General features: G+C 39.1%; 30 protein-coding genes. 23 read left to right on the top strand and 7 right to left on the bottom strand.

The features are described from left to right. Nucleotides 1-18: 18 nt before the first annotated feature. From MKY71_RS03830 to MKY71_RS03855, 6 genes are all read left to right on the top strand, one after another. Nucleotides 19-696: a GTP pyrophosphokinase gene (locus MKY71_RS03830; protein ID WP_339175326.1), complete on the top strand. Its 678-nt coding sequence runs from the start codon at nt 19-21 to the stop codon at nt 694-696. Further along, nucleotides 696-1,490, top strand: coding sequence for an NAD kinase (locus MKY71_RS03835; protein ID WP_339175327.1), 795 nt, complete (start codon nt 696-698; stop codon nt 1,488-1,490). The genes MKY71_RS03830 and MKY71_RS03835 overlap by 1 nt, the downstream gene beginning before the upstream one ends. 11 nt (nt 1,491-1,501) lie before the next feature. After that, complete coding sequence (locus MKY71_RS03840) at nt 1,502-2,386, top strand: RluA family pseudouridine synthase (RefSeq protein ID WP_340731669.1); 885 nt, start codon at nt 1,502-1,504, stop codon at nt 2,384-2,386. Between the two features lie 198 nt (nt 2,387-2,584). Then, on the top strand, nt 2,585-3,955 hold the full coding sequence (mgtE, locus tag MKY71_RS03845; protein WP_339175331.1) for a magnesium transporter: 1,371 nt from the start codon (nt 2,585-2,587) through the stop codon (nt 3,953-3,955). A 40-nt stretch (nt 3,956-3,995) separates the two neighbouring features. Next, nucleotides 3,996-4,322 carry a 4-diphosphocytidyl-2C-methyl-D-erythritol kinase gene (locus MKY71_RS03850; RefSeq protein ID WP_339175332.1) on the top strand — a complete coding sequence of 109 codons (327 nt, stop codon included), beginning with the start codon at nt 3,996-3,998 and terminating at the stop codon, nt 4,320-4,322. A 284-nt stretch (nt 4,323-4,606) separates the two neighbouring features. Further along, entirely contained in the window at nt 4,607-5,956 is a 1,350-nt protein-coding gene (locus MKY71_RS03855) for an IS1182 family transposase (RefSeq protein ID WP_340731670.1), read from the top strand. A 214-nt stretch (nt 5,957-6,170) separates the two neighbouring features. On the opposite strand, the gene MKY71_RS03860 is transcribed toward MKY71_RS03855, so the two are convergent. Beyond that, a complete protein-coding gene (locus tag MKY71_RS03860; RefSeq protein WP_339175333.1) occupies nt 6,171-6,698 on the bottom strand; it encodes a CotY/CotZ family spore coat protein in 528 nt (175 codons plus the stop codon). Between the two features lie 162 nt (nt 6,699-6,860). Between MKY71_RS03860 and MKY71_RS03865 the strand changes: the two genes are divergently transcribed. From MKY71_RS03865 to MKY71_RS03890, 6 genes are all read left to right on the top strand, one after another. Beyond that, nucleotides 6,861-7,262, top strand: coding sequence for a YhcN/YlaJ family sporulation lipoprotein (locus MKY71_RS03865; protein WP_339175334.1), 402 nt, complete (start codon nt 6,861-6,863; stop codon nt 7,260-7,262). Between the two features lies 1 nt (nt 7,263). Further along, nucleotides 7,264-7,719, top strand: a complete 456-nt coding sequence (gene spoVAC / locus MKY71_RS03870) for a stage V sporulation protein AC (protein WP_339175336.1) — start codon at nt 7,264-7,266, stop codon at nt 7,717-7,719. Further along, complete coding sequence (locus MKY71_RS03875) at nt 7,713-8,708, top strand: stage V sporulation protein AD (protein WP_339175338.1); 996 nt, start codon at nt 7,713-7,715, stop codon at nt 8,706-8,708. Before spoVAC ends, MKY71_RS03875 begins: the two co-directional genes overlap by 7 nt. Beyond that, nucleotides 8,705-9,079, top strand: coding sequence for a stage V sporulation protein AE (gene spoVAE, locus MKY71_RS03880; protein ID WP_079524798.1), 375 nt, complete (start codon nt 8,705-8,707; stop codon nt 9,077-9,079). Before MKY71_RS03875 ends, spoVAE begins: the two co-directional genes overlap by 4 nt. 63 nt (nt 9,080-9,142) lie before the next feature. Beyond that, nucleotides 9,143-9,295 carry a YjcZ family sporulation protein gene (locus MKY71_RS03885; RefSeq protein ID WP_340731671.1) on the top strand — a complete coding sequence of 51 codons (153 nt, stop codon included), beginning with the start codon at nt 9,143-9,145 and terminating at the stop codon, nt 9,293-9,295. 18 nt (nt 9,296-9,313) lie between these two features. Beyond that, a complete protein-coding gene (locus tag MKY71_RS03890; protein ID WP_079524802.1) occupies nt 9,314-9,562 on the top strand; it encodes a stage VI sporulation protein F in 249 nt (82 codons plus the stop codon). A 93-nt stretch (nt 9,563-9,655) separates the two neighbouring features. Here the strand turns inward: MKY71_RS03890 and MKY71_RS03895 are convergent, their stop codons facing one another. The 3 genes from MKY71_RS03895 to MKY71_RS03905 all read right to left on the bottom strand — a co-directional run bounded on the left by MKY71_RS03895 (nt 9,656) and on the right by MKY71_RS03905 (nt 11,513). Beyond that, nucleotides 9,656-10,084 carry a GNAT family N-acetyltransferase gene (locus MKY71_RS03895; protein WP_339175340.1) on the bottom strand — a complete coding sequence of 143 codons (429 nt, stop codon included), beginning with the start codon at nt 10,082-10,084 and terminating at the stop codon, nt 9,656-9,658. Between the two features lie 3 nt (nt 10,085-10,087). Then, nucleotides 10,088-10,603 carry a YjcG family protein gene (locus MKY71_RS03900; protein WP_339175342.1) on the bottom strand — a complete coding sequence of 172 codons (516 nt, stop codon included), beginning with the start codon at nt 10,601-10,603 and terminating at the stop codon, nt 10,088-10,090. Nucleotides 10,604-10,793: 190 nt separating this feature from the next. Beyond that, nucleotides 10,794-11,513 (bottom strand): alpha/beta hydrolase, encoded by a 720-nt coding sequence (locus MKY71_RS03905; RefSeq protein ID WP_339175343.1) that lies wholly within the window; start codon nt 11,511-11,513, stop codon nt 10,794-10,796. Between the two features lie 178 nt (nt 11,514-11,691). On the opposite strand from MKY71_RS03905, the gene MKY71_RS03910 reads away from it, so the two are divergent. Then, the gene (locus MKY71_RS03910) at nt 11,692-12,273 is read left to right on the top strand and encodes a phosphatidylglycerophosphatase A family protein (RefSeq protein WP_339175344.1); all 582 of its coding nucleotides are present in this window, start codon (nt 11,692-11,694) and stop codon (nt 12,271-12,273) included. A gap of 386 nt (nt 12,274-12,659) precedes the next feature. After that, nucleotides 12,660-13,466: a thermonuclease family protein gene (locus tag MKY71_RS03915; protein WP_340731672.1), complete on the top strand. Its 807-nt coding sequence runs from the start codon at nt 12,660-12,662 to the stop codon at nt 13,464-13,466. Nucleotides 13,467-13,568: 102 nt separating this feature from the next. On the opposite strand, the gene MKY71_RS03920 is transcribed toward MKY71_RS03915, so the two are convergent. Further along, entirely contained in the window at nt 13,569-14,408 is an 840-nt protein-coding gene (locus MKY71_RS03920; RefSeq protein ID WP_340731673.1) for a methyl-accepting chemotaxis protein, read from the bottom strand. Nucleotides 14,409-14,777: 369 nt separating this feature from the next. On the opposite strand from MKY71_RS03920, the gene aroQ reads away from it, so the two are divergent. The 8 genes from aroQ (at nt 14,778) to MKY71_RS03960 (ending at nt 22,849) form a co-directional block, all read left to right on the top strand. Further along, a complete protein-coding gene (gene aroQ / locus MKY71_RS03925) occupies nt 14,778-15,218 on the top strand; it encodes a type II 3-dehydroquinate dehydratase (protein WP_340731674.1) in 441 nt (146 codons plus the stop codon). 535 nt (nt 15,219-15,753) lie between these two features. Then, entirely contained in the window at nt 15,754-16,533 is a 780-nt protein-coding gene (isdC, locus tag MKY71_RS03930; RefSeq protein WP_339175348.1) for a heme uptake protein IsdC, read from the top strand. Nucleotides 16,534-16,553: 20 nt separating this feature from the next. After that, nucleotides 16,554-18,350: an S-layer homology domain-containing protein gene (locus MKY71_RS03935; RefSeq protein ID WP_340731675.1), complete on the top strand. Its 1,797-nt coding sequence runs from the start codon at nt 16,554-16,556 to the stop codon at nt 18,348-18,350. Between the two features lie 207 nt (nt 18,351-18,557). Next, nucleotides 18,558-19,463 carry a heme ABC transporter substrate-binding protein IsdE gene (isdE, locus tag MKY71_RS03940; protein ID WP_340731676.1) on the top strand — a complete coding sequence of 302 codons (906 nt, stop codon included), beginning with the start codon at nt 18,558-18,560 and terminating at the stop codon, nt 19,461-19,463. 131 nt (nt 19,464-19,594) lie between these two features. Next, the gene (locus MKY71_RS03945) at nt 19,595-20,548 is read left to right on the top strand and encodes a FecCD family ABC transporter permease (protein ID WP_340731677.1); all 954 of its coding nucleotides are present in this window, start codon (nt 19,595-19,597) and stop codon (nt 20,546-20,548) included. Between the two features lie 8 nt (nt 20,549-20,556). Beyond that, nucleotides 20,557-21,327, top strand: a complete 771-nt coding sequence (locus MKY71_RS03950; protein WP_340731678.1) for an ABC transporter ATP-binding protein — start codon at nt 20,557-20,559, stop codon at nt 21,325-21,327. 1 nt (nt 21,328) lies between these two features. Then, complete coding sequence (srtB, locus tag MKY71_RS03955) at nt 21,329-22,018, top strand: class B sortase (protein ID WP_340731679.1); 690 nt, start codon at nt 21,329-21,331, stop codon at nt 22,016-22,018. 6 nt (nt 22,019-22,024) lie between these two features. After that, the gene (locus MKY71_RS03960; protein ID WP_340731680.1) at nt 22,025-22,849 is read left to right on the top strand and encodes an EfeM/EfeO family lipoprotein; all 825 of its coding nucleotides are present in this window, start codon (nt 22,025-22,027) and stop codon (nt 22,847-22,849) included. Nucleotides 22,850-22,932: 83 nt separating this feature from the next. Here the strand turns inward: MKY71_RS03960 and MKY71_RS03965 are convergent, their stop codons facing one another. Continuing rightward, nucleotides 22,933-23,361, bottom strand: coding sequence for a hypothetical protein (locus tag MKY71_RS03965; RefSeq protein ID WP_340731681.1), 429 nt, complete (start codon nt 23,359-23,361; stop codon nt 22,933-22,935). A gap of 186 nt (nt 23,362-23,547) precedes the next feature. Next, nucleotides 23,548-23,700: a hypothetical protein gene (locus MKY71_RS03970; protein WP_339175357.1), complete on the bottom strand. Its 153-nt coding sequence runs from the start codon at nt 23,698-23,700 to the stop codon at nt 23,548-23,550. 321 nt (nt 23,701-24,021) lie between these two features. Between MKY71_RS03970 and MKY71_RS03975 the strand changes: the two genes are divergently transcribed. After that, nucleotides 24,022-25,410, top strand: coding sequence for an aldehyde dehydrogenase (locus MKY71_RS03975; RefSeq protein ID WP_340731682.1), 1,389 nt, complete (start codon nt 24,022-24,024; stop codon nt 25,408-25,410). Nucleotides 25,411-25,427 lie beyond the last annotated feature (17 nt).

Here is a 25,427-nt window from a genome sequence, read left to right on the forward strand (position 1 = left end):
AGTTGGGGGGTTTTTTAATTGGGGCAGTGGGAAGTATTTTTGAGTCCATATCGACAAGCTGTGGATGAACTTAAAATTAAATTAAAAGGGATGCGTTCGCAATTTGGTATTATGAGTGCCAATTCGCCAATCGAATTTGTTACAGGCCGTGTAAAACCACTTGCCAGTATATATGACAAATCGCTTGATAAAGGGATACCATTCGAACCGACTGCGCTTTTAGGAAATGAATTGCAAGATATAGCCGGTGTACGGATTATGTGTCAGTTCGTTGATGATATTGCTACTGTAACGGAGCTAATACGCCAGCGTAATGATATGAGAGTTATCGAGGAAAAGGATTATATTACACATAGTAAACCGAGTGGCTATCGTTCACACCATATGATTATTGAGTATCCGGTTGAAACGATTCAAGGGCGCATCGTAGTCGTGGCGGAAATTCAAATTCGAACATTGGCAATGAACTTCTGGGCATCCATTGAGCATTCTATGAACTATAAGTATAAAGGGATTTTCCCTGAAGAAATAAAAAATCGACTGCAAAGCGCAGCCGAGGCAGCATTCCGGTTAGATGAAGAAATGTCCTCCATTAGAAGTGAGATTCAAGAGGCGCAGGCATATTTCAGTGAAATAAAAGAAGCAACGAATACAGCTATCCATAAGTCGACTGACAAAGAGGAGCGTGACAAATAATGAAGTTTTCAATACAATCACGCAGAGATGACCAATCAAATGAATTGATGGAGCTCGCAAAATCTTATTTAATTGATTTCGGTTTACAATTTGATGAACAAGAGCCTGAAATTGTTCTTTCGATTGGCGGCGATGGAACATTACTCCATGCTTTCCACCGCTATTTGCACCGTCTGGATAAAACAGCTTTTGTCGGGATTCATACAGGACATTTAGGTTTTTATGCCGATTGGAAACCTTCAGAGCTGGAAAAGTTAGTATTGTCGATTGCCAAAAAGGAATACAATGTCGTGGAATACCCGTTGCTGGAAGTGCAGGTACACCGCCTGCATTCCGAATCCAGTACGTTTCTGGCGTTGAATGAAGCGACGATTAAGTCGCCGGACGTAACGCTTGTGATGGACGTGGAACTGAACGGCGAACATTTTGAACGCTTCCGTGGGGACGGTTTATGTATTTCGACACCTTCGGGCAGTACAGCTTACAACAAAGCGCTGGGCGGAGCGATTATTCATCCGACATTGCAGGCTTTGCAAATAACGGAAATGGCATCGATCAACAACCGTGTGTTCCGGACAGTAGGGTCTTCCCTAGTATTGCCGGCACATCATAACTGTGTACTAAAACCCGTACATGAACAGCAATTTAATATGACGGTCGATCATATTAGCATGACGGAAACAGATGTAAAGTCCATTACGTTTAATGTGGCAAATGAAAAAGTGCGTTTTGCACGTTTCAGACCATTCCCGTTTTGGGAACGTGTGCATGATTCATTTATCTCGAATGAATAGAATGAGGAACTATGGATAAACGATTTCAATTACAATTTACCAATAAGGTCGATCAGGAGCTTTTGCGTGACGCAATTGCTCACTGGGGCATTTCAAAGCGTGCATTGACTGCCATTAAATTTGATGGTGGGGCACTTTTAGTTAACGGAGAAGAAAGAAATGTGCGGCATCGTCTGGCAGAAGGCGATGTTGTGACAATTATTTTCCCGGTAGAAGAAGCAAGCGAAGGGCTGATACCGGTACAAGGAAAATTGTCTGTAGTGTATGAGGACGAGGCAGTGCTCCTTGTCAACAAACCGGCCTTTATGAGCTCGATTCCTTCTCGGGAACACCCGAATAATTCGCTTGCCAACCTTGTATACGGCTATTTTGAACAGCAGCAGCTAGCGTCGACTGTTCATATCGTGACAAGACTTGACCGTGATACATCCGGGCTGATGCTTATAGCGAAGCATCGTCATATCCATCATTTAATGAGTGAACAGCAAAAAAAGGGACAAATTCACCGTGAATATGAAGCAGTAGCAGAAGGAATCATAGAACAAACTCAGCAATCCATTATCGCACCGATCGGGCGGAAGGATACGAGTATTATTGAACGTGAAGTACGGCCGGATGGACAATTTGCCCATACGGATGTAACGGTGCTGGCTCGTAAAAATAATATGACCTATATTCGCCTGAAGCTTCATACAGGAAGAACCCATCAAATACGTGTTCACATGGCTTATATTGGCCATCCATTAGTGGGGGATGAATTATACGGGGGCAATCATACATTCATTGACCGTCAGGCACTCCATTGCCGCTACATTGAATTTGAACACCCATTAACGAAAGAAAGAGTACACTTTGAAAGCAAGCTGCCGGACGAGATTGCTTCATTGATTAACTAATGCAAGATGCCAAGATTTCATTGGCATCTTTTATTTTTGGTGAAATTGGGAATATACTGTTGAGAAGAAAATTACGTAAGTCGTAGTCGATTATGGGAACATACGAAAAAAGTAATGATAATACGTAATTAGCTTGACGAGGACAGGTAATACATCATAAAATAACTCGTTATGAATAGTTGAAAGGAGGGGGCAAGCATGATAGAGGAAAAAAATGATGAAATCCAGTACGATGAAGCGTTTTTACGAATGCTGCTTGATGAAGAAAATATTGAAGCATTCCGCGAACATTTCCTTGTACTTCATCCATATGATCAGGCACAGTTTTACGAAGAGGTGGGCCCTGACATACGGCAAATTATTTATCGTTACTTGTCTCCTCAAGAAATGGCAACCATTTTTGAAACAACTGAAATCGAGGACGATGAATATAAAACATATCTAGATGAGATGGATCCATCATACGGTGCGGCCATGTTTGGCTTCATGTATACCGATAATGCGGTAGATATCCTCAATGAATTGGATACCGAGCAACGTGAAAATTATTTGGACATGATGGATGAAGAAACCGTCGATGAAATTAATGAGCTTTTAGGCTATGAAGAATATACAGCCGGGGCTATTATGACGACGGAATATGTATCGGTCGTTGAAAGTGCAACAGTTCGCGAAGCAATGCGCGTGCTGCGGCAGGAAGCCCAAACGGCCGAAACGATTTACTATATTTTTGTAGTGGATGAGGAACATCGATTACTTGGTGTCATGTCGTTAAGACAACTAATTGTCGCGGAAGGTGATTTATATGTCCGGGATATTATGAGTGAACGTGTCCTATCCGTAAAAGTAACGGATGACCAGGAAAATGTCGCGAATCTAATTAAGGACTATGACTTACTGGCCATTCCGGTCGTCAACGAAAACAGAGAGCTCCAAGGGATTATTACGGTCGATGATATTATCGATGTCATTGAAGAAGAAGCAGAGGACGACTACTCCAAGCTGGCAGGTATTGCGGACATGGATGATAATGATGCAGGTCCTTTGCGCGCGGCAGGCAAGCGCTTGCCATGGCTTATTATTTTACTGTTTTTAGGAATGCTGACATCGGGACTTATGGGAATATTTGAAGCCACACTCGATAAAGTCGCCTTGCTTGCAACATTTATCCCGCTTATTTCCGGTACATCCGGTAATAGTGGAACCCAGGCACTGGCTGTCGCGATAAGAGGGATTGCAACCGGGGACATTGGCGGAAAAAGTAAATTAAAACTGATTATGCGGGAATTAAGTACAGGACTTATTATGGGGGTAGTGAGCGGTGCAATAGTTGTCGGCATCATTTTCTTTTGGAAGGGAACATTAATGATCGGTCTGCTTGTCGGAGCAGCGATTTGCTGCTCGATTATCGTTGCGACACTTGCCGGCTCGTTTATTCCCATTTTAATGCATAAGATGGGTGTTGACCCTGCCGTTGCATCAGGACCTTTTATTACAACGTTGAATGACGTCACAAGTATTATTATTTATCTTGGGCTTGCAACATCGTTTATTAGCCGGATTCTGTAAGGAACGATTTGAAAAGACTTTGCATATTGTATGAAAAAGGATGTGGAATGTGGAAATTCACCCATTACTTTTTATTGCAAGTCCGATTTATATACAAGAAAAACGAGTCGAAATAGAGGAAGAAAGTACATCAATTTATGTACGACCTGCCACTGAAAAAATTGAAAATGCCCTTATTGCCAGACAGCTCCATTATTTTTCGAAACCGACGAAAGAGCCGAGGGTATTGGTATTTATTATGCAATCAGGTGAAAAAATTCACGGATCCATCGATAAAATAAGTGGTAGTCAAGTTTTGCTGAATTGCAATGATACAAAACGCTGGATAAAAGCTAATGAGATCGTGTTAATTCACAATACTTTATAAAAAGGAGGAGCCAAGTTAATGGCTCCTCTCAGACTGTAGACAAACTCGAAGAAATTCGAGTTTGCCTACAGTCTTTTTTGTTTTAAAATAAAGTTAACTGATGAATACCGTTGATTTCCATTCCAGGGGACGCGTTTCGCGGGCGGGTGCCAATCCTCCTCGTCGCTACGCTCCTGCGGTGTATCGGCAGTCCCGCTTTTCCCGCAGAAGTCGCCCCTTCCATTCCAATCAACTTGATCTATTCTTTCTAATAAAGTTTATCTAAATCAAAGAGGTGTCCCGATATGATGACTAAAAACCAAATGAATGAACGTAATCAATTAGAAATGTTGACGATTGAACAGCTTGTCCCAGAAAATCATCTCGTACGTAAATTAGATGCAGCCATTGACTTTTCTTTTGTATATCCATTAGTTGAAAACTTATATTCACCTTTCGGTAGACCAAGTATTGATCCTGTTGTCTTATTTAAAATGACAATGATTCAATACGTTTTTGGTATTCGTTCGATGCGCCAAACGATTAAGGAAATTGAAACGAATGTAGCGTACCGCTGGTTTTTAGGCTTCGGTTTTCATACAGAAGTGCCTCACTTCTCGACGTTTGGGAAAAATTATACGCGGCGTTTTGAGGATACAGATGTATTTGAACAGATTTTCTATCGCATCTTGAAAGAAATTGTGGAGGCGGGTTTATTATCAGCTGACCATATCTTTATTGATTCCACGCATGTGAAGGCAAGTGCGAATAAACGAAAATTTGATAAAAAGATGGTTCGAAAAGAGACACGTGCCTATGAAGAAAAGCTACAGGAAGAACTAAACATAGACCGTGAAAAGAACGGAAAAAAGCCGTTTCCACCAGAGAAGTTTGAAAAGGAAGAATGGAAAGAAATCAAAGAGAGCACAACGGACCCTGAAAGTGGTTACTATGTGAAGGACGAACGAACAAAACAATTTGCCTATTCATTTCATGCAGCGACAGATGAACGTGGCTTTGTATTAGGAACGATTGTGACACCTGGTAATATACATGATAGTCATATGCTGCAACCGCTTGTTGAAAAGGTCATTCATCGTGTGAAAAAGCCAGTGGCTGTTGCTGCGGATGCTGCTTATAAAACGCCTGCGATTACGAACTTTTTGTTAGAAAATCAAATGTTGCCTGTTCTTCCTTATACAAGACCAAAAACGAAAGATGGCTTCTTCCGTAAACATGAGTATGTCTATGATGAACATTATGATTGCTACATTTGCCCAAATGATCAGATGTTACCATATGTGACAACTACGAAAGAAGGCTACCGCCAATACAAATCAAATTCCGCGATTTGTGCCAACTGTCCATTTTTAGCACAATGTACAGAAAGCAAAAATCATACGAAATTGATTCAACGTCATATTTGGTCCGAATATGTTGAAGAAGCGGAACATCTTCGTCATCATCATGAAATTAAATCAATCTATGCGAAACGTAAAGAAACGGTTGAGCGTGTCTTTGCGGATGCAAAAGAAAAGCATGGTATGCGATGGACAACTTTAAGGGGCCTTAAAAAATTGTCCATGCAGGCGATGCTTACTTTTGCTGCCATGAATTTGAAGAAACTTGCCACATGGACTTGGCAAGGAGCTTAGATGAGGGCATCTTCCCTCGAAGAGGAGAACTTTTACAGAACTTCGGGACCTAATTTGATAAAATAAATGACAAAAGGCATCGAGAGACGAACTCTCGATGCCTTTTGTCGACAATCTGGGAGGAGCCAAGTTAATGGCTCCTCTTTTTTAGTTTCTTCATAAAAGAAAATACAGCATCTCGCACATAGAGCGCGAGATGTGTTATTAATATGAATTATTCACAAATACCAAGGTACACATCATCGATACATTGAACAGCACAGAAGCAATCTAAATCAACTGTGATACAGCTATCTGAAGCCTCAAATTGTGTCACTTTACATACTTGACGGAAATCAATAGCTGTTCCGTGATCGTTTAGTAAATCAACTGCATGTTCTTTGTCATCTTGTGGTACAAGAACACGTAATGTTGCACAGCAGCCATCGAATACGTCTTCAACACGGAAATACATTGATACACAAGGACAAGCGTGGCCATCTGCTGTAGTGAATGTAGCAAAGAATGGAGAGCCATCCTTGTTTAATAAAGTAAATACACGTGTGTCGACATTTGAACGTGATGGGTTAACAATCCCACCAAGTGGCTCTAAGAAACAGTTTGTTGTACAGCGACTGCATTCATCCTGTACTGCCGCATTTTGAATTTCTAAAATCGCACGGACAACCTCACAAACACAGCCACGTGATTGGTGATGTCCACCAGTTCCACCTACATCATTATTACCTCTTCCACAACCCATAAATTTTTCACCTCCGGTATACTTAACTCTTACTAATAATATGACCCGGTTTCTAAAAGAATCGGGCGAATGAACAGGTTTTCCCAAACTTCTTTGGGCGATGAATAATTCAAAATACGACCGGTTATACTTGGAGGAAAATGGACAAAAGGGGGGACTGCTATGTGGAAGGCGATTTTGACATTGAGTTTGCTTTTAATTCTTGCAGGCTGCAATGACCGGGAGAAAGTTGTGACGTATGCGCTGACAGACAATGAACAGAATCAGCAGGAAATAGAAAAGCTTTTAAAGGAAGATGATGCAATTGAACAAGCGAATCTTTTAGTAATTGAAGATGAATTATTTGTGGCAATGCAATTAAAACCGTTTGAAAAATGGAACCGCAAAAAAATTGAAGAGGATTGGAAAAAGAAGTTGGAAGATAAATTTTCTGATAGCAAAGTCAATGTTTCCGCGGATTTTAAAATGTTTTGGGAATCGACTAAATTGATGGAAGAAAAAGACCAGAAAAAAATGCTGAAAGAACTGCATGCATTAAAAAAGCTTGCTAAGGAGGAAACGTAACTTGAAAGAACAACAATACAATACATTAAAAGATCAGATTACACCGAAATCGCCTATTGCCATCAATTGTTTAAAAGCTTTTGCAGTTGGCGGTGTAATTTGTTGTGTAGGACAAGCAATTTCCTTTTTTTATATGATGTTTTTTGATTTTACGGAAAAAACGGTAGGTAACCCAACAGTGGCTACAATGGTGTTTATCGCCATGCTTCTTACAGGCTTTGGACAATATCGTAAACTAGGTCAATTTGCAGGAGCTGGAAGTGCAGTTCCGGTAACAGGGTTTGGTAATGCTGTTGTGTCTTCCGCAATTGAAGGAAAAACGGAAGGACTTGTATTAGGTGTAGGGAGTAACATGTTCAAGCTTGCCGGCTCGGTTATTTTATTTGGGGTCGTATCGGCCTTTTTTGTAACCTTGATTAAATTAATACTAGTATCGGTAGGTGTCGCGGCGTGGTAATTGTCTTTCAGTCAAAGCCATCCATTCTTTCCTCAGGTGTTGTAGTAGGGCCTTTGGAGAAGCGGAGTGTCTTTCAAACATATTTTGACAAAATATCAACCGATGAACGGTTGCAAAAAGATTCGAATGAGAAAGGGAATGCCGTGCTGATTTCTGAAGCATGTCAGATCATTTTAAAAAAATCGAACTTAAAAAATTTGGATATTGATTATTTGCTTGGTGGCGATTTGGTCAATCAAATGACACCTACAAACTTTGCAGCCCGGGAACTGGCGGTTTCGTTTATCGGTCTTTTTTCTGCCTGTGCAACATCTGTCTCTTCTATAGTTATTGCTTCATTATTGACAGAGCTGGGTGCCAGTGACTTTTCTATTGCAGGTGCATCAAGCCAGCATAACTCGGTAGAACGCCAATTTCGCTACCCGGTTGATTATGGAGGTCAAAAGCCTGCAACTGCTCAGTGGACTGTAACGGCAGCAGGCTTTGTATTAGTTGGTAAGCATCAGCCGAAGCTTCCGTATGTAGAAGCCGCAACAATTGGAAAGGTAATTGATTACGGAGCAACAGATCCATTTCATATGGGTGGGGCAATGGCACCGGCAGCATTTGATACGATTCAGGCCCATTTGAAAAAGCGTTCACAAACAATAAAGGATTACGACGTCATTATGACCGGTGATTTAGGAAAAATCGGTTTGAAAATTTTAATTGCGATGTTTGCACAAAGCGGTGTGAAAAAAGAAGATTTATCAAGATTCCGTGATGCCGGTGCCGAATTTTACGGTGAAGATACTGCATTTTTGGCCGGTGCGAGTGGTGCAGGTTGTTCTGCTGCCGTCTACAGTGGCTATATGATGGAACAATTTAAAAGCGGGCGTTACAAGCGTGTATTACTAGTGGCAACAGGAGCGCTTTTATCACCGCTATCATTTCAACAAGGCGAATCAATTCCGTGTACAGCACATGCAATTGAAATCGGGATGGGGTGAGTACAATCGGCTTTACATTTTTAGTGGCATTTGTCGTTGGTGGATTAATTTGTGTAATTGGTCAGTTATTAATGGATGTAGGAAAGCTGACACCTGGTCATACTTTATCCATTTTAGTAGTAGTAGGAGCAATTTTGGACGGACTTAATTTATATGAAGCCTTAATAAACTTCGCCGGTGCCGGTGCAACGATTCCAATCACTTCATTTGGCAACTCATTGACACATGGGGCGATGGCTGAAGCTGAAAAGCACGGCTGGATTGGTCTTTTGACAGGTATGTTTGAGGTAACAAGTTCTGGAATTAGTGCTGCAATATTGTTTGGTTTTATCGCGGCATTAATATTTAAGCCTAAAGGAAAAGTAGATTAGACGAATACCCTCCTTTTTTTTGAGTGTTTGCATACACTACAAAATAGAAAGGGGGGTATAAGTATGTCTGGATATGGTTGGCAGCAACAAGGTTGGCAACATAGTGGTTGTGATTATGGCTGTTCCCCAGGCTATGGCGGTAATAACAGTATGACATTCGTATTGATCGTTGTACTATTTATTTTACTTATTATCGTTGGTAGCGTATTTATTTAAGGGAGGGAAGTAAACAGTATGGATCGTTCGTTTTTTAAAAAAGTGGAGCGCAAAACCGGCGTTGATTTCGATGAAATTATGACGCTTGCAAATGCATTGACGTATGCAGATTTCTCGGATGAAAAGCAAGTTCGAAAAATCGTGAAAAAGGTAAGCCGTCTTGCAAATAAACCGATTACAAGTGAGCTTGAAGATAAAATTGTCCAATCAATCATTCAAGACGGTAAGTCTTTGGATTTTTCGAAAATCGAGAAAATGATGAGATAATTCGGAACTTAAAAAGTGGCGTAACAAAACGAAAAACATCCATTTTCTCCGAAGAGAAATGGATGTTTTTTAACTTTTATGTGATTGAAAAGATTAAATTTTCTTTTCCATAGCACGGTGCGGAATGCCGGCATCCATAAATTCCGGAGAAGTGACAGTATAGTCCAGTTTCTCATAGAAAGGAATCGCATAGCTTTGTGCATTCAACTTAAGCTTTTCAAATGATTCATCTTTTGCATATTGTTCAACAGCTTCCATAATTAATGCACCAAGTCGTTTACCGCGGTAGTTGTTCAAAACGCAAACGCGTTCAACTTTTCCGACTTTCGGTTCGACTTCGCGAAGCCGTGCTGTAGCAATGGAATTTTCACCTTCATTTACTAAAAAATGAATGGCTGTCTCATCGTATTCATCTAATTCCAAACTTAATGGAACCCCTTGCTCTTTGACGAACACTTCTTTGCGTAGTGCAAATGCACGTTCGCGGTCTTCGTCGGTTGTAACTAATTTTACATCAAACACGTATTACTCAGCTCCAGTCAATTTGTAGGTTTCGTAAGTTGTCCATGAGCCGTCTTCCAATTGGTAAAGCAAGTGGAAACGATCGATTGAATCTTTTTCATCTACTCCAACCATACGCAACTGACCGTAAATATCATCATGCTCGGAAGCGCTCATTTTTTGCGCGATAGTAATATGTGGCGCAAACACATGCTTTGGCGCACCAAAAGTGATTTTTTCCTGAATAGAATTATGAATATTTTCTAATTGTGGTGTCGGTTCGATTCGGAAGTATATGGCATTCGTCGTCGGATAAAATGAACTGATTCGAGAGGCGTGAATTTGTAAAGGTGCAAACCTTGAAGCCACTTCCTGTAAGTGCTTGGAGATTTCTCCGATTTCAGCTTCATCCGCGTCAAACGCATCTTTTAATGTAACGTGAGGTGTGATTAATGCATAATGCGGGTCATAGCGTTTGCGATAAGTGTTCGCTAAATCTTGTAATTTTTTAGATGGAAAAGCAACAATACCGTATTTCAAATTCATTACCCCCTAAAAATTTTATGAATAATTTCATATAGCACTGTTCTATATGAATGTGAGACGTCCTGTAAATGGCATAGATTTATACAACTATTCATGATTGATAATCTAGATACAGCCACACCAAGGCGTAATTGTTTTCATTATAACAGAAAAATTTGTGAATAAACATTTACAACTCACTGTATTATCCGAAAATTTCAATTAGTGCACGTTTTAAATCAGGTTTCCAGTAAGTCCATGTATGATTTCCATTGAATTCTTCATAGAATGTATCAATACCATGTTGGACGAACAATTGGTGCAGCTCACGGTTAGGTGTTAGCAGATCTTTGACAGTGCCATCCTTTAAGGCAACTTGATCTTCCTGAAGACCGATGATATGGTACAACGAAAGAATATTGATATTTTTCGCATCTTTAACAGCCTGCAATACAAGCTCATCTACATAAGGTGATTGTAATACTGCTTTACCGAAAATATTAGGGTAATGGATGGCAGTCATTAATGAAATGGTTGCAGCCATAGAATCACCTATTAATGCACGCCCACCGCCAACTTGTGTAGTTGAAAATTCATCATCCAAATAAGGCACGAGCTCATGTGCCAAAAACCGCATATACGCTTCAAATTGATCTCCTGCCGGTATATATTTTCTCTTTCGATCTTCATAATTTTTGTATGGCACACCAACAATGATGGTATTTTCGATTTCATAGCCATCGATCAGTTCATCAGCGAGACGTGGAATTCCCCCTAATTGAAAGTAATCTTTACCATCGGATGCGATTAAAATGTTATATTCGTATAGTGGAGAATAATTTGCTGGAATATAAATTAGTAATTCTAACTCTTCGTTTAATGCATTGCTAAAAAAAGTAACATCTTTTACTGTGCCTCTCTCCAATGTTGTCACCCCTGTTTTTTGATGTATCTAAAATTGTATCATATAGTAAAATAAAGGTGTAATATATAAAAAAAGCTATAAATCTTGCCTCTGAGGCTGAACTTTCGAGGCAGTATAATGACTATCCGTTAATGCGGAAAAAATGAGTGCCTAAAATAAACAGAAGTGAGGATTTCTTATGCATAATAAAAATATTCGTGTACACTCAGACGAAGTAACAAAAGCTACATATGACGCGTTGGAACGCCGTCATGTGAAAATTGAGGATATTGCGGAAATCGTGTTTACGATGCAATCACCATATAATGAAGGTTTAACTATTGAACACTGTATTCAATCGGTTGTTCGTGTATTAAATAAACGTGAAGTGCAGCATGCTGTACTAGTAGGAATTGAGCTTGACGAACTGGCGGAAAAAAGATTGCTGTCAGCACCGCTTCAAGCAATTATCGAGGCAGATGAAGGGCTGTTTGGCGTTGACGAAACACTGGCATTAGGCTCAGTATTTACGTATGGTAGTATTGCCGTTACAACTTTCGGTCATTTGGATAAGCAAAAAATTGGGATTATCGAAAAGCTTGATACAAAAGCTGGCGAATCGGTAAATACATTTTTAGATGATTTAGTAGGAAGCATCGCAGCCTGTGCAGCTTCACGTCTGGCACACCGTATGCGAGATTTAGAAGAAGAGGGCGGCACATTTGCAGATATTCCACCGGTAGACTTAGGACCCAATCCTAAGCCAAATACGGATATTTAGAAAATTTTAAAATGAGCTATCAAGATGGACCAGAAAAGAACCTTAAAGTATTATCTTCGGTTTCGATACTGAAGATTTTTTTTGTGAAGATATTATTGATCCAGTTGAAAAAATAATACAAAAAAATCAAAATTATTGTGCTATCCGAGGATAGATAATAGACTTAAATAAAATATGTTAAAGTAAGTTGGAAAAGAGGAGTATACAATGAGTGACAAGGATATAAAAACATTAATCACTAGCGGAACAATTATTTTAGCAGTTGTTCTATATTTAATATTCAGTTAAGACTTGAATCTTCAGTTAGGCAGTTTAACTGAGGATTTTTGAATTTATAGCTATTGTTATGAACGTAAAAAGTTGGGTAATTAAAGGCGGTTTTTTAAATGAAAAGAATTTTATGGTTGTTCTTGCCGGTATTAATATTAAGTGCTTGTACGGAACAAACAGATTTCAATACGGATGTTAATGACATCGAGAATATAAATAGTCTCGTTTCCAGCGTGAAGGAAAATGCGGATAAATATGATGTAAGCAAGTTTGAAGAATATAAGCTGGACAGTGTAATAGACGGCGATACGATAAGAATTATTTATAACGGAAATTCTGAGAAAGTACGGTTTTTGCTGATTGACACTCCAGAAACAAATCATGAGACTTTGGGAGAGCAACCATATGGACCTGAAGCAAAAGAATTTACGAAGCAGCTATTGGCTGGACAAGACAAAGTGTATTTGGAATTCGATGTTTCTTATCGCGACAAATATCAAAGACTTCTAGCGTATATATATACCCAGGATGGGATTAGTGTACAAGAGCAGTTACTGAAAAACGGTTTGGCAAGAGTTGCCTATATATATGATCCGAATACGAAATATGTGGATCGTTTCAAATCGATACAAGAAACGGCACAGCAGTCAGCGATCGGAATATGGTCTGTTGAGGATTATGTAACAAACCGCGGTTATGATAAAGAAGCATTTAATGCTGCAGCAGGAATGCGCAATGGGGAGCAACAAGATAAAACTACAGCGGACGATGATAGTTGCGAGATTAAAGGCAATATTAATAGAAAAGGTAATAAAATTTATCATATGCCCGGGCAACTTGACTATGAGAATACAGTAGCCGAAGAGATGTTCTGTTCAGTGAAAGAGGCTGAAGAGGCAGGATTTATTCCGGCATCCAGATAAAGTGGACCGTTACCTATGTAATATCAAGTAAAGCAAAGGACCTCCAGACTAAATCTAAATGATTCATGTCTGGAGGTCCTTTTTATATGCGTTCTTTAAATTTTATAATTCGGAAGCATACTTGTTTAACTCTTTACTCATCGCTTCAATTTTCGTAATGATCTCAGAAATTTCTTCAGTAGAAGATGCTTGTTCACGTCCTACAACTACAACCTCTTGGATCGTGGCTGTAATATCATTCACTGATTTTTGGATGTTCGTTAATGTCTGTCTTATTTTTTCTGTGGAAGAAACTGTTTCAAAAGAAAGCTTTCTGATTTCATTAGCAACTACTGTGAAGCCAAGACCTTTATCTCCGGCCCTTGCTGCTTCAATCGCGGCATTTAACCCTAAAAGGTTTGTTTGATCAGCAACTCTCTTAATGAAATTCAATACTTCATCGGTATTTTTTACTTCTTCCATAGCATGATTGGACTGTTCTAATAATTTATCACTTATTTTTGAAAGACCTTCCGAGCTATCTGTGATCGATATAACATTGTTATTAGCTTTTTCAAGTGATTGTAAAATCTGATCTGAAATAGCTCTAAGTTGTTTTTCATTTTGTTTTTGTAGTTGGATGGCTAGTGCTCCAATTACCTGACCATTATCTAAAATTGGTGCAGCTATGCCGGTGAAAGGAAGTCCAAAGAACTCAGATGGAACTTCATCATTTATTATTACATTGTTTTTAATAACATCTGCCAGAGGTTCCAGTGGATTTATTTTAGTCCCCGCTCTTGCACCAATATCTATTTTTCGGCCCGGACGGTAAGTGAGCCATTCTTCTGTATCTGTTACCCCAAAAGCGATGTCAGGTAACATCAAGTGGAATAAAGGTAAGACTTCTAAATAGTTTTGTAAAACTGGATGAATGGCTGTTTTTGAATATATTTTATTCATTTTTATTCCCCTTTTAGTAAATGCTTTCGAATAACCCGCTCATATGGATGATAAATATGGTATTTCTTTCAATAACATAGCATTGTTTTAACACATATGCTATAACGTTTTTCCGATAGTTAAAAAAACCCGCCGATCTATAGAAAAGGAAAAAGTCGGGACGTAATGGTCTTTCATAAATTCATGAATTTTCAATTTTTGCTCGTAAAGACTGATTTTTCGTACAAGCTGAATAACTGGGTTGTCCTGTATTCAACAGTCTTGGTATGATGTGATGGCAAAGAGATTTAAGCTTTAAAATATTCACCGGTAAGCAAAAATAATGGAATATGTAATCATTAGCTAAATACTAATTAAGGGGTAAGACGGATGACAAAAATTTTAATGTTACATGGTGTTAATCACAATATGTTTGGAAAACGTGATCCGGAACATTACGGTACGATTACTTTGGATCAGATTAACAGCAATATTCAAGAATTAGCCAAAGAATTAAATGTTGAAGTAGAAACTTTCCAGACGAACCACGAAGGTGAATTCGTAGAAAAAATTCATGAAGCGTTCCTATCAGGGGTAGATGCAATTGTTCTAAATGCAGGTGCGTGGACTCATTATAGCTATGCAATTCGGGACGCATTGGCTATTTTCACAGGACCAATTGTTGAAATGCATATGTCCAATATTCATGCACGTGAAAGTTTCCGTGAAAAATCGGTATTCGCTGATATTGTAACAGGACAAATTTCCGGTTTTGGGGAAGAAAGTTACTTACTCGGAATCCGAGCTGCAGTCCAAGCAATCCGAAAATAATGATTTACAGATACATCAAAATTTGTTTGTAAATGCTAGATGGTTAAATAGAATAATTTATTGAGGCAGGGACATAAGTAGAATTATTGTTAAATAAGAGGAAAGCTTTTATTAAGAAAAGGATATATTGCAAAATTGATTGGAATGGAGGGCGAGTGTAGCTGACGGCTTACGCCTTTCGCTACAAGCAAAGCTTCCTGCGGGAAAAGCGTGACGCCTGAGACTACAGGCTCAGGCCACGCCCGCGGAAAGCGTCCCGGAATGGAAATCAATTTTAACGCTCAGCAAAAAAACGCTATTTTTCTCAGAGAAAAATAGCGTTTTTGGGGTTATATCCCAGTCTCATTTTGAGTAGGGTAAGATTCATATTGATTTGCGACAAATATGTGAAGTTTACAAAGGAAGTGAAGAATAAGTGTTAAATGAGAATATTATCAATTGAGAAAATAGCCGATTTATGGCATGCTATATAGTGGTATTGAGAAATATTCTCTGTTAGGAAATTATAATTATATAGATAAGGAGGAGAAATAGTGTGAGAAGAGGTTTCTTCATATTTTTTGCTGCTCTTTTTTTGGTAGCGTTTACTTTACCGAATAATTCCTCTGCAGCGATTGCTGATGGTACATATGATATCAGTTATCAAGTTAATAAACCCGGGAGCAATTCCGCATCCATGGCGAATGACTATTTTTTAAAGCCCGCCAAATTAATTGTCAACAATGGAAAAATGACAATGCAGCTTACGATTAAAAACAGCAGCTGGGTTACACAGTTTAATCCTCCAGGCGGAGCGAAAGTAATCAGCTCAAATGAATCAGCAGACCAGCGTACAGTGCAGTTTACTGTTTCCAATGCAAATTTAGTGACAATCCCGATGAAAATCGACATTGATGATATTGATTACCATCATAGCTATAGTGTTGATTTTGTATTTAACAGCGGGGGGTTACCTGAAGCAAAAGCCGAGGAACCTAAAGAAACGGTAAAGCAGGAACCGGCTAAAACAGCTCCGGCACCTCAGGAAACACCGACAAAGTCGTCAGGAAGTAATACTTCTTCAAATACACCAGCATCATCAACAACTGAAAAGCAGAAACAAGAATCATCCGAACAGCAAGTGACAACAGAAACGACAAAGACAGATGATTCAACAAAATCCGAAGAAGAAGTTGTGTCTGAAACAAAGCAGGCTGAGGATTCTGAAGTCGTAGAAAATCCGGAGACGAGCGATGAATTACCATTAATGGCGATTGTTTTATTTTTGATAGCAGCCGTTGTATTCATTCGCACTAAGAAAACAAAAACTACATAGACAGATAGGGGAAATAAAAAATGACAAACAAATCAAAAGCAACTAAAGCGGTTTTAGCCTCATTACTAGCTACATCAGCAATCGTACCTGCAATGGCAGTATCTGCTGACACAACTACAGAAACAAAAGCAACAGAAGCGGCAACACCAACAGCTTCAAAAACAATTGACTTCAAAGTTGAAGCGGATGATTCATTAAAACGTTTTATTCCAACTACAGGTACATTAGTTGAGCGTAATGGTCAGCAATTTATCAATATTGAATTATCAGATGCGGTATTAGCAATGGTAAACAGCGTAACAGTGGCAGGACAACCTGCAATGGCTGAATATAACGGTAAAAAACATATCAACATTCCAGTAACTGCAGATTATGCTCCAGTTGAAGCTACTTTAAATATGACAATTACATTCGTCGGAAAAGATCCGGTTGATTATAAAGTGACGTTAACACCTGATGCAAAATCAATCAAAGAAGTAACGGAAACGACAAAGCCTGTTGAAGAAGTGAAAGAAGAGAAGATTTATACACCTGGTAAAACGTTTGAGTCTGTGGCAGATGGTACATATGATATCAAATGGGATGCTTATAAAGAAAAAGTAGGGAACTACACAGCAATTACGAATCATTTTTCTCCTGATGCAAAATTAATCGTAAAAGATGGTAAGTATTCAGTAGAGTTAACAATCACAGAAGCTTCAAAAGCAATGGTTCCGGATGTAATGATTGCTGGCAATAAAGTAGAGGCAAAAGCCGGTAAGGTAACAATCGATATTCCATCAATCAGTGATCTGCATGAAGCATCAGTACATGTAGTAGTACCTGCTGTGAATATGGACAAACAATATGACTTTAATTTCGCAATCGAAACAGCTGACCTGGAACTACCAAAAGCTGAAACAAAACCTGCGCCGGTTGAATCTGTAAAAATGGATGTTACAGCATTAAAGAACGGAACTCAGGAATTGTCTATTATGCACAATAAATATTTGGACGATGAAGTAACAGTGACAGCAACTGAAGGGGGCTATGATGTAGAGTTAACATTCCCTGAAGGTCAACATTTATTGGGCTTCGATGTTGAAGGCGCAACAGTTGCATTAAAATCAGAAGAAAAAGTTGGCAATAACACAGTGAAAATCTATACGTTATCAGTAAAAGATTTAGAAAAAATCTATACTGCTACAGCAGATTTAAAAGTAGTTCTTAACGGCACTGTATTATATGAAACTGCACATGACTTCCAAATGAAGTTTACTGAAAAGAACGCAACAACTGTTCCATTTAAAGATATCGCAAACAACGGAAATAAAGATGCAATCATTAACCTGTACAATAAAGGGATTTTCATTGCGGCAGAAAAATTCAATCCAGGCAACAACTTAAAGCGTTCTCAATTTGCATTAATGTTAAACCGTGCATTAAAACTGGATGTACCGGCAAAATCGAACTTCACTGACATCGTAAAATACGCTGCTGAAACAAAAGCAGCAATCAATGCATTAAACGGTTACGGTATTATTAATGGTAAAACTGCTACTACATTTGCACCTGGACAAGATGTAACACGTAAACAAGCTGCTTTAATGATTTACCGTCTATTAGAGAAAAATGGCTATAAAGCATCTGGCGAAGTAGCAAAATTCTCTGATATGCCGAAAGAAGTGGAAGCTTCGAAAGCAATTTCTGAATTAAATAAATTAGGCATTATTTCTGGTTTTGAAGGAAAATTCAATCCGGAAAATAAATTAACACGCTCTCAAATGGCAAAAATCTTAAACAACACATTAACAGTTGTTGACGGTTTAAAGAAATAATTCAATGAATCGTAAATGGCTTATTACAAACAGCCATTGCTAATACTAGTTTAGGTAGGGTTGTGTTAAAAGCTGAGGCTTTTAATACAGCCCCAATCCTATTTTTAAGGTAAGGATAGTTAAGACGCTACGCTTAAATTGAACTAAACTTCCATCTAATACGGGATGAAATTTTACTTCAGTTTAAACAGCTAGGAGGAAAAGCAAATGAAAAAGTGGTTAATCGGTCTCGCACTGAGCATGGCGGTACTTGCGGGATGCGGAAATAGTGAACAGCAAGCAGCGTCAACCAACACCGGTGAAGATAATACTGCATCTGAACAGGCAGCGGCAGTTGAACAGGAGCACCGAATTATCGCCGGAACAGTTGTCATCGCACAAATATTGGACCGGTTGAATCTTGATGCGGTTGCTATTCCGGATACGGTAAAGGGTTTGCCGGCACGATTCGATGATCTGCCGAATATCGGAAATGCGATGGATCCGGATGCGGAAATCATTAAATCGCTTAATCCTACGGAAGTACTTTCCGTTTCCACATTGGAATACGACTTAAAGGATAAATTTGAGCAGCTGAAAATTCCGGTAGATTTTGTTGATTTAACAAGTATTGAATCAATGATGGACGAAATTACAGCACTTGGAGAACGCTACAACCGCGTGGAAGAGGCGAAAGCTTTGAATGATGAACTACAGGCGGAAATTGATGCGGTAGAGGTGGCAGCAAGTAATGAAGAGAAGCCGCGTGTACTCATTTTACTTGGAGTGCCTGGCAGTTACTTAGTGGCAACGGAAAATTCCTATGCGGGAGATCTTGTCCGTCTTGCTGGCGGTGAAAACGTCATGGCTGGCCAGGATGCAGAATACTTGCCATCGAATACAGAGTATTTATATTCATCAAATCCTGACATTATTTTACGATTATCGCACGGTATGCCGGATGAAGTGATTAAAATGTTTGACGAGGAATTTGCCAAAAATGATGTATGGAAACATTTTAATGCTGTGAAAAACGGACAAGTATATGATTTGGAAGAAGAGCTATTTGGTACAACAGCAGCATTGAATGTACCGGAAGCACTCAATGAGTTAGTAGAAATATTTTATCCATAAAACCCCTGCCTCCCAGGTTTACGCAGGGGGGGAGGATATGCGGGGTTCCCCGTTCACCTTATTAATAACAATGTTGAAAAAGCAAAGTCTTGAGCGAGGTTTTGCTTTTCATCATATAAAGGATGTTTTCTGTGACCAAAAAAATTTTCAGCTTTATCGCTGTCACGGTATTACTTGTACTAACGAGCATTTACGCAGCGACTACTGGCAGTATACAGATGTCATTTACCGATTTTATAACGAATTTCTTTAATAGTGATAATGCGGATATGGCAGCGATTAAAGATTTACGTTTTCCAAGAATCATTGTAGCGATATTCGCCGGAGCAGCTTTATCGGTTGCCGGTGTATTATTGCAGGCAATTTTGCGAAATCCATTAGCAGATGCCGGATTCATCGGGATATCCGCGGGAGCAGCATTTACAAAATTATTTATCGTAAGCTTCGTACCGACATTATTTTTCTTCACCCCACTAGCAGCATTTATCGGAGGGGCACTTGCATGTTTCTTCGTTTTCCTGCTTTCCTGGAAATCAGGGCTGAATCCTTTAAAGCTGATTTTAGTCGGGATTGCGATTAATGCTATGTTCTCTGGACTTACAGAAGCGATGATCAGTTTCGGTGCATCGGCAACCGGTTCGATTACGTCAAACCTTTCTTTGAAAACTTGGGATGATGTGTCGTTAATTGTTACATATGGCTCGATTGGTTTACTTCTTGCATTTATTTTATATGCTTCGTGCAATGTGCTCGTATTATCCGATAAAACGGCAAAAAGTGTCGGTTTTAATGTGACAGGTGCACGTATATTCATAGCGACGGTTGCCGTGCTGCTAGCTGCTTCATCTGTAGTGGTGGCAGGGGTCATTTCATTTGTCGGAATTTTAGTGCCGCATATTGCACGCCGGCTTGTCGGTTATGATCATAAAGTGTTAATTCCGTTTACGGCACTGCTGGGCGCATTTATTATATTATTGGCCGATACACTTGGACGTACACTGTTCAGCCCGATGGAAGTACCGGCATCGACGATTATGGCGATAATCGGAGGACCATTCCTCATATTCCTACTTAGAAAAGAGTGACAACCAATATGGAAATTAAACAAGTAGTCGTTTCTCATGACGGAACGACCCGTCATTTAAATGCAGTATCGACCGCTATTCCAAAAGGGAAAGTGACGACAATTATAGGACCGAATGGCTGCGGGAAATCCACATTGCTAAGTGTCATGTCACGAAATAATAAACCGCTTGAAGGCCATGCAACGCTCGAAAACCGGGACTTGCTGGAATATAAGCCGAAAGAGTTTGCCAAGAAACTGGCGATTGTTTATCAGCAAAACGATATTCCGGCAGATTTGACGGTGGAGAAGCTTGTGATGTATGGTCGGATGCCGCATACTTCATTGTTCAAAAAGAGAGCGGAAGAGGATGAAGAGGCTGTTACATGGGCGCTTACTTGTACGAATCTGCTTGAAAAACGGCATAATGACCTATCGGCACTATCCGGCGGGGAACGGCAGCGAGTTTGGATCGCCATGGCGCTTGCACAAAAGTCGGAAATACTGTGCCTGGACGAGCCGACAACATATTTGGATATATACTATCAGCTTGAGCTGCTGGAGCTCGTAAAGCAGTTAAATGAACAGTACGGCTTGACGATTGTAATGGTGCTGCACGACATTAATCAGGCGATCCGTTACAGTGACCACATTATTTTAATGAAAGCTGGTAAAATTATCGCTGAAGGTGAACCGCGCGATGTGATTACAAAAGAAGTAATTAAGGAAGTATACGGGGTCAATTCCGTGTTTCATGAAGATGAGCAGCTCGGATTATATATGATGCCGTTAAGTATTTAATATGCGTAGGATCTTTCGAGTCGTCAGCGGTATCATCATGATAATTTGCGCCGGGATTATTATCCGTTATTTTTTCAGCTATGAGAAAGTGGAAAAAGAGCTTGAAAATGCCCGGCAAATTGTCGAACAAAGTGAGCTTGCCTCACTTCAACAGCAAAACGATCATATAATCGGCTGGCTCACACTAGAGAATACTCGTCTTAATAATCCTGTTTTACAAAGGGATGATAACGAGTATTACTTAACACATAATTATTTGGATGAGAAAAGTCGCGGAGGAAGCATATTTGCCGATTTTCGCAATGAAGTAATGGAAGACCGTCATACGATTTTTTACGGGCATGTTTTGCGCAATGGTACGATGTTCGGAGATTTGCCTAAATTTAGCGAACAGGCATATGCAGAAGCCCATCCCGTTTTCTACTATGAAACAAATGACAAACGGTATGCACTGCATGTGTTTGCAGCCTATGAAACAACGACCGACTTTTATTATATCGAAACGCAATTTACAGACTATACCTATACGCAGTATTTAGAGGAAATTCAACAACGTTCCGCTATAAAACTGCCGGTTCAAGTGACGCCTAACGATAAAATTGTGACATTGTCGACTTGCACGACATCACAAAATGACAAAGAGCGTTTCGTCGTTCATGCAAAAGTAGTCGAACTAGAAAATAAGAGGTGAACTATGATGAAAAAAAGTAAAAAGTTAATGACTGCTTTACTTGCTGTTTCTGTATTGGCAGCATGTGGGCAAAAAGAAGAAGAACAAGTAGCGGAGCCTGTGGAACAGCAGGAAACATCGATAGATATCAGTGCGGAAGCAGAGCAGTTTAAATCGCTTTTAGCTGGGCAAATGGATAGCTTTGTAATTGATACCGAGCTTTTAGCGACTGCTATTAAAGAAGGGAAGCTGGAGGACGCACAGAAGCTGTTTCCGCTAGTAACGATGTATTATGAACGACTACAGCCGCTGACACCAAGTTTCCCGGAGCTTGACGAAAAGATAAACGGTAACCTTGTGAAAGGGGAAGAAACGGAAACGACTGGTTTTCAACGTATAGCCTACGGATTATTCGATGAGAAGAAGACAGCAGGGTACGAAGAAATTGCCGAGGACCTTGTTGCAGATGTGAAGAAACTTCAAGCCGATTTTCCGACAATTGATGTGACGGAAAATAATGTGCTTGCTTCAGCTGTAACAATGTTTAATGAAATGGCAAATACCCGACTTACTGAACCGAGCGTTGCAGGAAATGAAGTATATGCAGTGAAAGCACAAATAGAAGCAGCCGAAGATTTAATGGAAGTGTTTGTACCACGTGTTTCAACTGAAAGTGCGGATACTGCAACAAAAGAAATTACAGCATTAAATGAAATTGTAGCGTACTACGAAGTGGGTAAAGAGGATTACGTTAACTATAATCTCTTTACGGCAAAACAAGAACAGGAACTCATTACAGCGGTGACAAATGTCCAAAAGGCACTACAGCAAATGAATGAATCGATTAAATAACGGAATAGACAGGCATAAAAATAAAGCAGTTCAAATTTTACGATCCGTAATTTTTGAACTGCTTTTTATATTGGAAAGATATATTAATCCAGATGTGCATGCTTTATATAGTGAGTGGATGCCTGGGGAATGTCTTTATACGAAATTTCATCAAAAGCAACTAATGCCTCTTCATCTAATGTAATCGTTAGTATTTCTGTATTTTTGTTTTTTACAGGCTTGAACCATTTTAACGTAATATTATTGATTTCTTCCACGTGCTGGATTTCATTTAGTAAGTTATAGCTGTCTTTCAGCAATGTAATTTCACTAAGAAATTCTGATGCCCTTAGGGAGACAATGACATTTTGTTTATCGTCAACCGGTATAATTTCGATATTCAGCATTATATTTTCAACAAACTGTTTCAGTACGATTTCACTCAACATCAGCATCGTATGAGTCTTTAGTTGGTCCTGTGTCATCGATGCCTTTGCTTCTATGATGGTTTCTTCCTGATCGGAATTCTTCATTTTTATAATATATTGAACTGAAACGGCGCAAACAAAAATTAGTAAGGCGAATAACATAGATTTCAGTAATTTATTTAAAATAAGGATAACCTCCTATGAACTTAGCGTAATAATCACTATTATATAGTTATTATGCCACAAAAAAATACTAAAAAGGACTGTCAATTGTGACAGTCCTTTTAAAAGTTAAGTATTTTGTTCTTCATTAGGAATAGTAGCAACAATTTCGTCAAAGTATAAAAATGATTCATCCTCAAGTTGTTTAACTTTCTGTTCGTTTAATCCAATAGATAATGGCCCGGAAAAAATCTCGCCCCACCAAGTTTCAGTAATAATCATTTTATATAGCCTCCTTGTACGATTGTTTTACATTGCTTATTATGTTCGATTATTAATTTAGTTATGAAATTCCCATATGTCTTTATTTATAAACATTTCATTAAAAATTAAGACAATTTAATCATGAAGCCTCCTTTTTCTTGCAGGATATTTTTAAAACTTTGTAGTAGTTATTACTATAGTTAATATGTGTGAACAGCTATAATTTATGCATGCATTTATCTTCATTCAATAAAAATGATTATTTTCTTTTAATAGTTGATGAATGAAGCTGGATCTCTGTATAAGTCACGGATATTAATTTTGGGAAGGATGAAAAAAATGAATTTTACTGCAAATGATGTTGAACAAATGATCGAAAATCAACGTGCTTTTTATTTTACGGGCGCTACAAAAGATGTAGAATTTCGTAAAGAACAGCTCGTAAAATTAAAGGAAACAATAAAAAAATATGAAGATCAAGTAATTGAAGCTTTAGCTCTCGATTTAAGAAAAAGCGAGTTTGAAGCATTCACAACTGAAATCGGTATTGTTTATGATAGTATTTCCTATTTTTTAAAAAATATAAATAGCTGGATGGAACCGCAGCCTGTCAAAACACCGCTCCACTTCCAGCCAGCAAAAAGCTATGTTGTACGTGAACCATATGGAGTGACATTAATCATCGGGCCATTCAACTATCCATTCCAATTGATTATGGAGCCGTTGATCGGTGCGATTATCGGAGGAAATACGGCGATTGTTAAACCATCGGAATCTGCCGAAAATACAGCATTTATTACGAAAAAAATCCTGGAAGAAGTATTCCCTTCCGAATATGTACGTGTTGTAGAAGGGGAAAAGGATGAAGTAACGGCATTGATTCACGCATCTTTTGATTATATTTTCTTTACGGGAAGTGTAGCGGTAGGGAAGGTTGTGGCAAAAGCAGCTGCAGAACGCCTTACGCCGATTGCATTGGAATTGGGTGGAAAGAGTCCGGCAATTGTCGATCAGACGGCAAATCTGGATGTAGCGGCTAAACGGATTGTATGGGGGAAATTCAATAATACAGGACAAACATGTGTAGCGCCTGATTATGTTCTTGTCCATACAAGCGTTGCGAAAAAGTTTTCGCGTCTTGTAAAAAAAGCGATCAAAGAATTTTACGGTGATGATCCACAGCAAAGTAAGGACTACGGGCGTATTATTAATGAACGCCAATTCGACCGACTGCAGACTATTTTAGATAGGGAACGAGATACGGTCGTATATGGTGGCCGTACAGACCGAGAAGATTTATATATGGAACCGACTGTGCTGGAAAATATTACGTGGGATCGACCTTCGATGGAAGATGAATTGTTTGGACCAATTTTACCGGTTATGACGTATGAAAATTTGCCAAAAGCGATTCATGAAATTCGTCAATTGCCGAAACCGTTAAGTGCTTATTTGTTCTCGGAAAATGAAAAAGCCATCGATTACTTTTTAGAAGAGCTTCCGTTTGGCGGAGGGTGTATAAATGATGTCATTACGCATGTCGGTAACACGCATTTACCGTTTGGCGGAGTGGGGCCTTCAGGTGTGAAAGCATACCACGGAAAAGCAAGTTTTGAAAACTTCACACACCCGAAATCCATTTTGCACCGTTCTAATAAACTGGCAAATAGTCTGCTATATCCACCATACAAGCAAAAAGTAAAGCTAGTCCGTACAATTATGAAATAATGAAAAGAAGGCTTTCC

Origin of the sequence: Solibacillus sp. FSL W7-1324 (assembly GCF_038008025.1) — a bacterium.
GTDB lineage: Bacteria > Bacillota > Bacilli > Bacillales_A > Planococcaceae > Solibacillus.

Coding starts and splice junctions, on each gene's coding strand:
- MKY71_RS03835 (WP_339175327.1), top strand. CDS start 696: ATGAAGTTTTCAATACAATCACGCAGAGATGACCAATCAAATGAATTG.
- MKY71_RS03840 (WP_340731669.1), top strand. CDS start 1,502: ATGGATAAACGATTTCAATTACAATTTACCAATAAGGTCGATCAGGAG.
- mgtE (WP_339175331.1), top strand. CDS start 2,585: ATGATAGAGGAAAAAAATGATGAAATCCAGTACGATGAAGCGTTTTTA.
- MKY71_RS03850 (WP_339175332.1), top strand. CDS start 3,996: ATGTGGAATGTGGAAATTCACCCATTACTTTTTATTGCAAGTCCGATT.
- MKY71_RS03855 (WP_340731670.1), top strand. CDS start 4,607: ATGATGACTAAAAACCAAATGAATGAACGTAATCAATTAGAAATGTTG.
- MKY71_RS03860 (WP_339175333.1), bottom strand. CDS start 6,698: ATGGGTTGTGGAAGAGGTAATAATGATGTAGGTGGAACTGGTGGACAT.
- MKY71_RS03865 (WP_339175334.1), top strand. CDS start 6,861: ATGTGGAAGGCGATTTTGACATTGAGTTTGCTTTTAATTCTTGCAGGC.
- MKY71_RS03885 (WP_340731671.1), top strand. CDS start 9,143: ATGTCTGGATATGGTTGGCAGCAACAAGGTTGGCAACATAGTGGTTGT.
- MKY71_RS03890 (WP_079524802.1), top strand. CDS start 9,314: ATGGATCGTTCGTTTTTTAAAAAAGTGGAGCGCAAAACCGGCGTTGAT.
- MKY71_RS03910 (WP_339175344.1), top strand. CDS start 11,692: ATGCATAATAAAAATATTCGTGTACACTCAGACGAAGTAACAAAAGCT.
- MKY71_RS03915 (WP_340731672.1), top strand. CDS start 12,660: ATGAAAAGAATTTTATGGTTGTTCTTGCCGGTATTAATATTAAGTGCT.
- MKY71_RS03920 (WP_340731673.1), bottom strand. CDS start 14,408: ATGAATAAAATATATTCAAAAACAGCCATTCATCCAGTTTTACAAAAC.
- aroQ (WP_340731674.1), top strand. CDS start 14,778: ATGACAAAAATTTTAATGTTACATGGTGTTAATCACAATATGTTTGGA.
- MKY71_RS03935 (WP_340731675.1), top strand. CDS start 16,554: ATGACAAACAAATCAAAAGCAACTAAAGCGGTTTTAGCCTCATTACTA.
- isdE (WP_340731676.1), top strand. CDS start 18,558: ATGAAAAAGTGGTTAATCGGTCTCGCACTGAGCATGGCGGTACTTGCG.
- MKY71_RS03950 (WP_340731678.1), top strand. CDS start 20,557: ATGGAAATTAAACAAGTAGTCGTTTCTCATGACGGAACGACCCGTCAT.
- srtB (WP_340731679.1), top strand. CDS start 21,329: ATGCGTAGGATCTTTCGAGTCGTCAGCGGTATCATCATGATAATTTGC.
- MKY71_RS03960 (WP_340731680.1), top strand. CDS start 22,025: ATGAAAAAAAGTAAAAAGTTAATGACTGCTTTACTTGCTGTTTCTGTA.
- MKY71_RS03965 (WP_340731681.1), bottom strand. CDS start 23,361: ATGAAGAATTCCGATCAGGAAGAAACCATCATAGAAGCAAAGGCATCG.
- MKY71_RS03970 (WP_339175357.1), bottom strand. CDS start 23,700: ATGATTATTACTGAAACTTGGTGGGGCGAGATTTTTTCCGGGCCATTA.
- MKY71_RS03975 (WP_340731682.1), top strand. CDS start 24,022: ATGAATTTTACTGCAAATGATGTTGAACAAATGATCGAAAATCAACGT.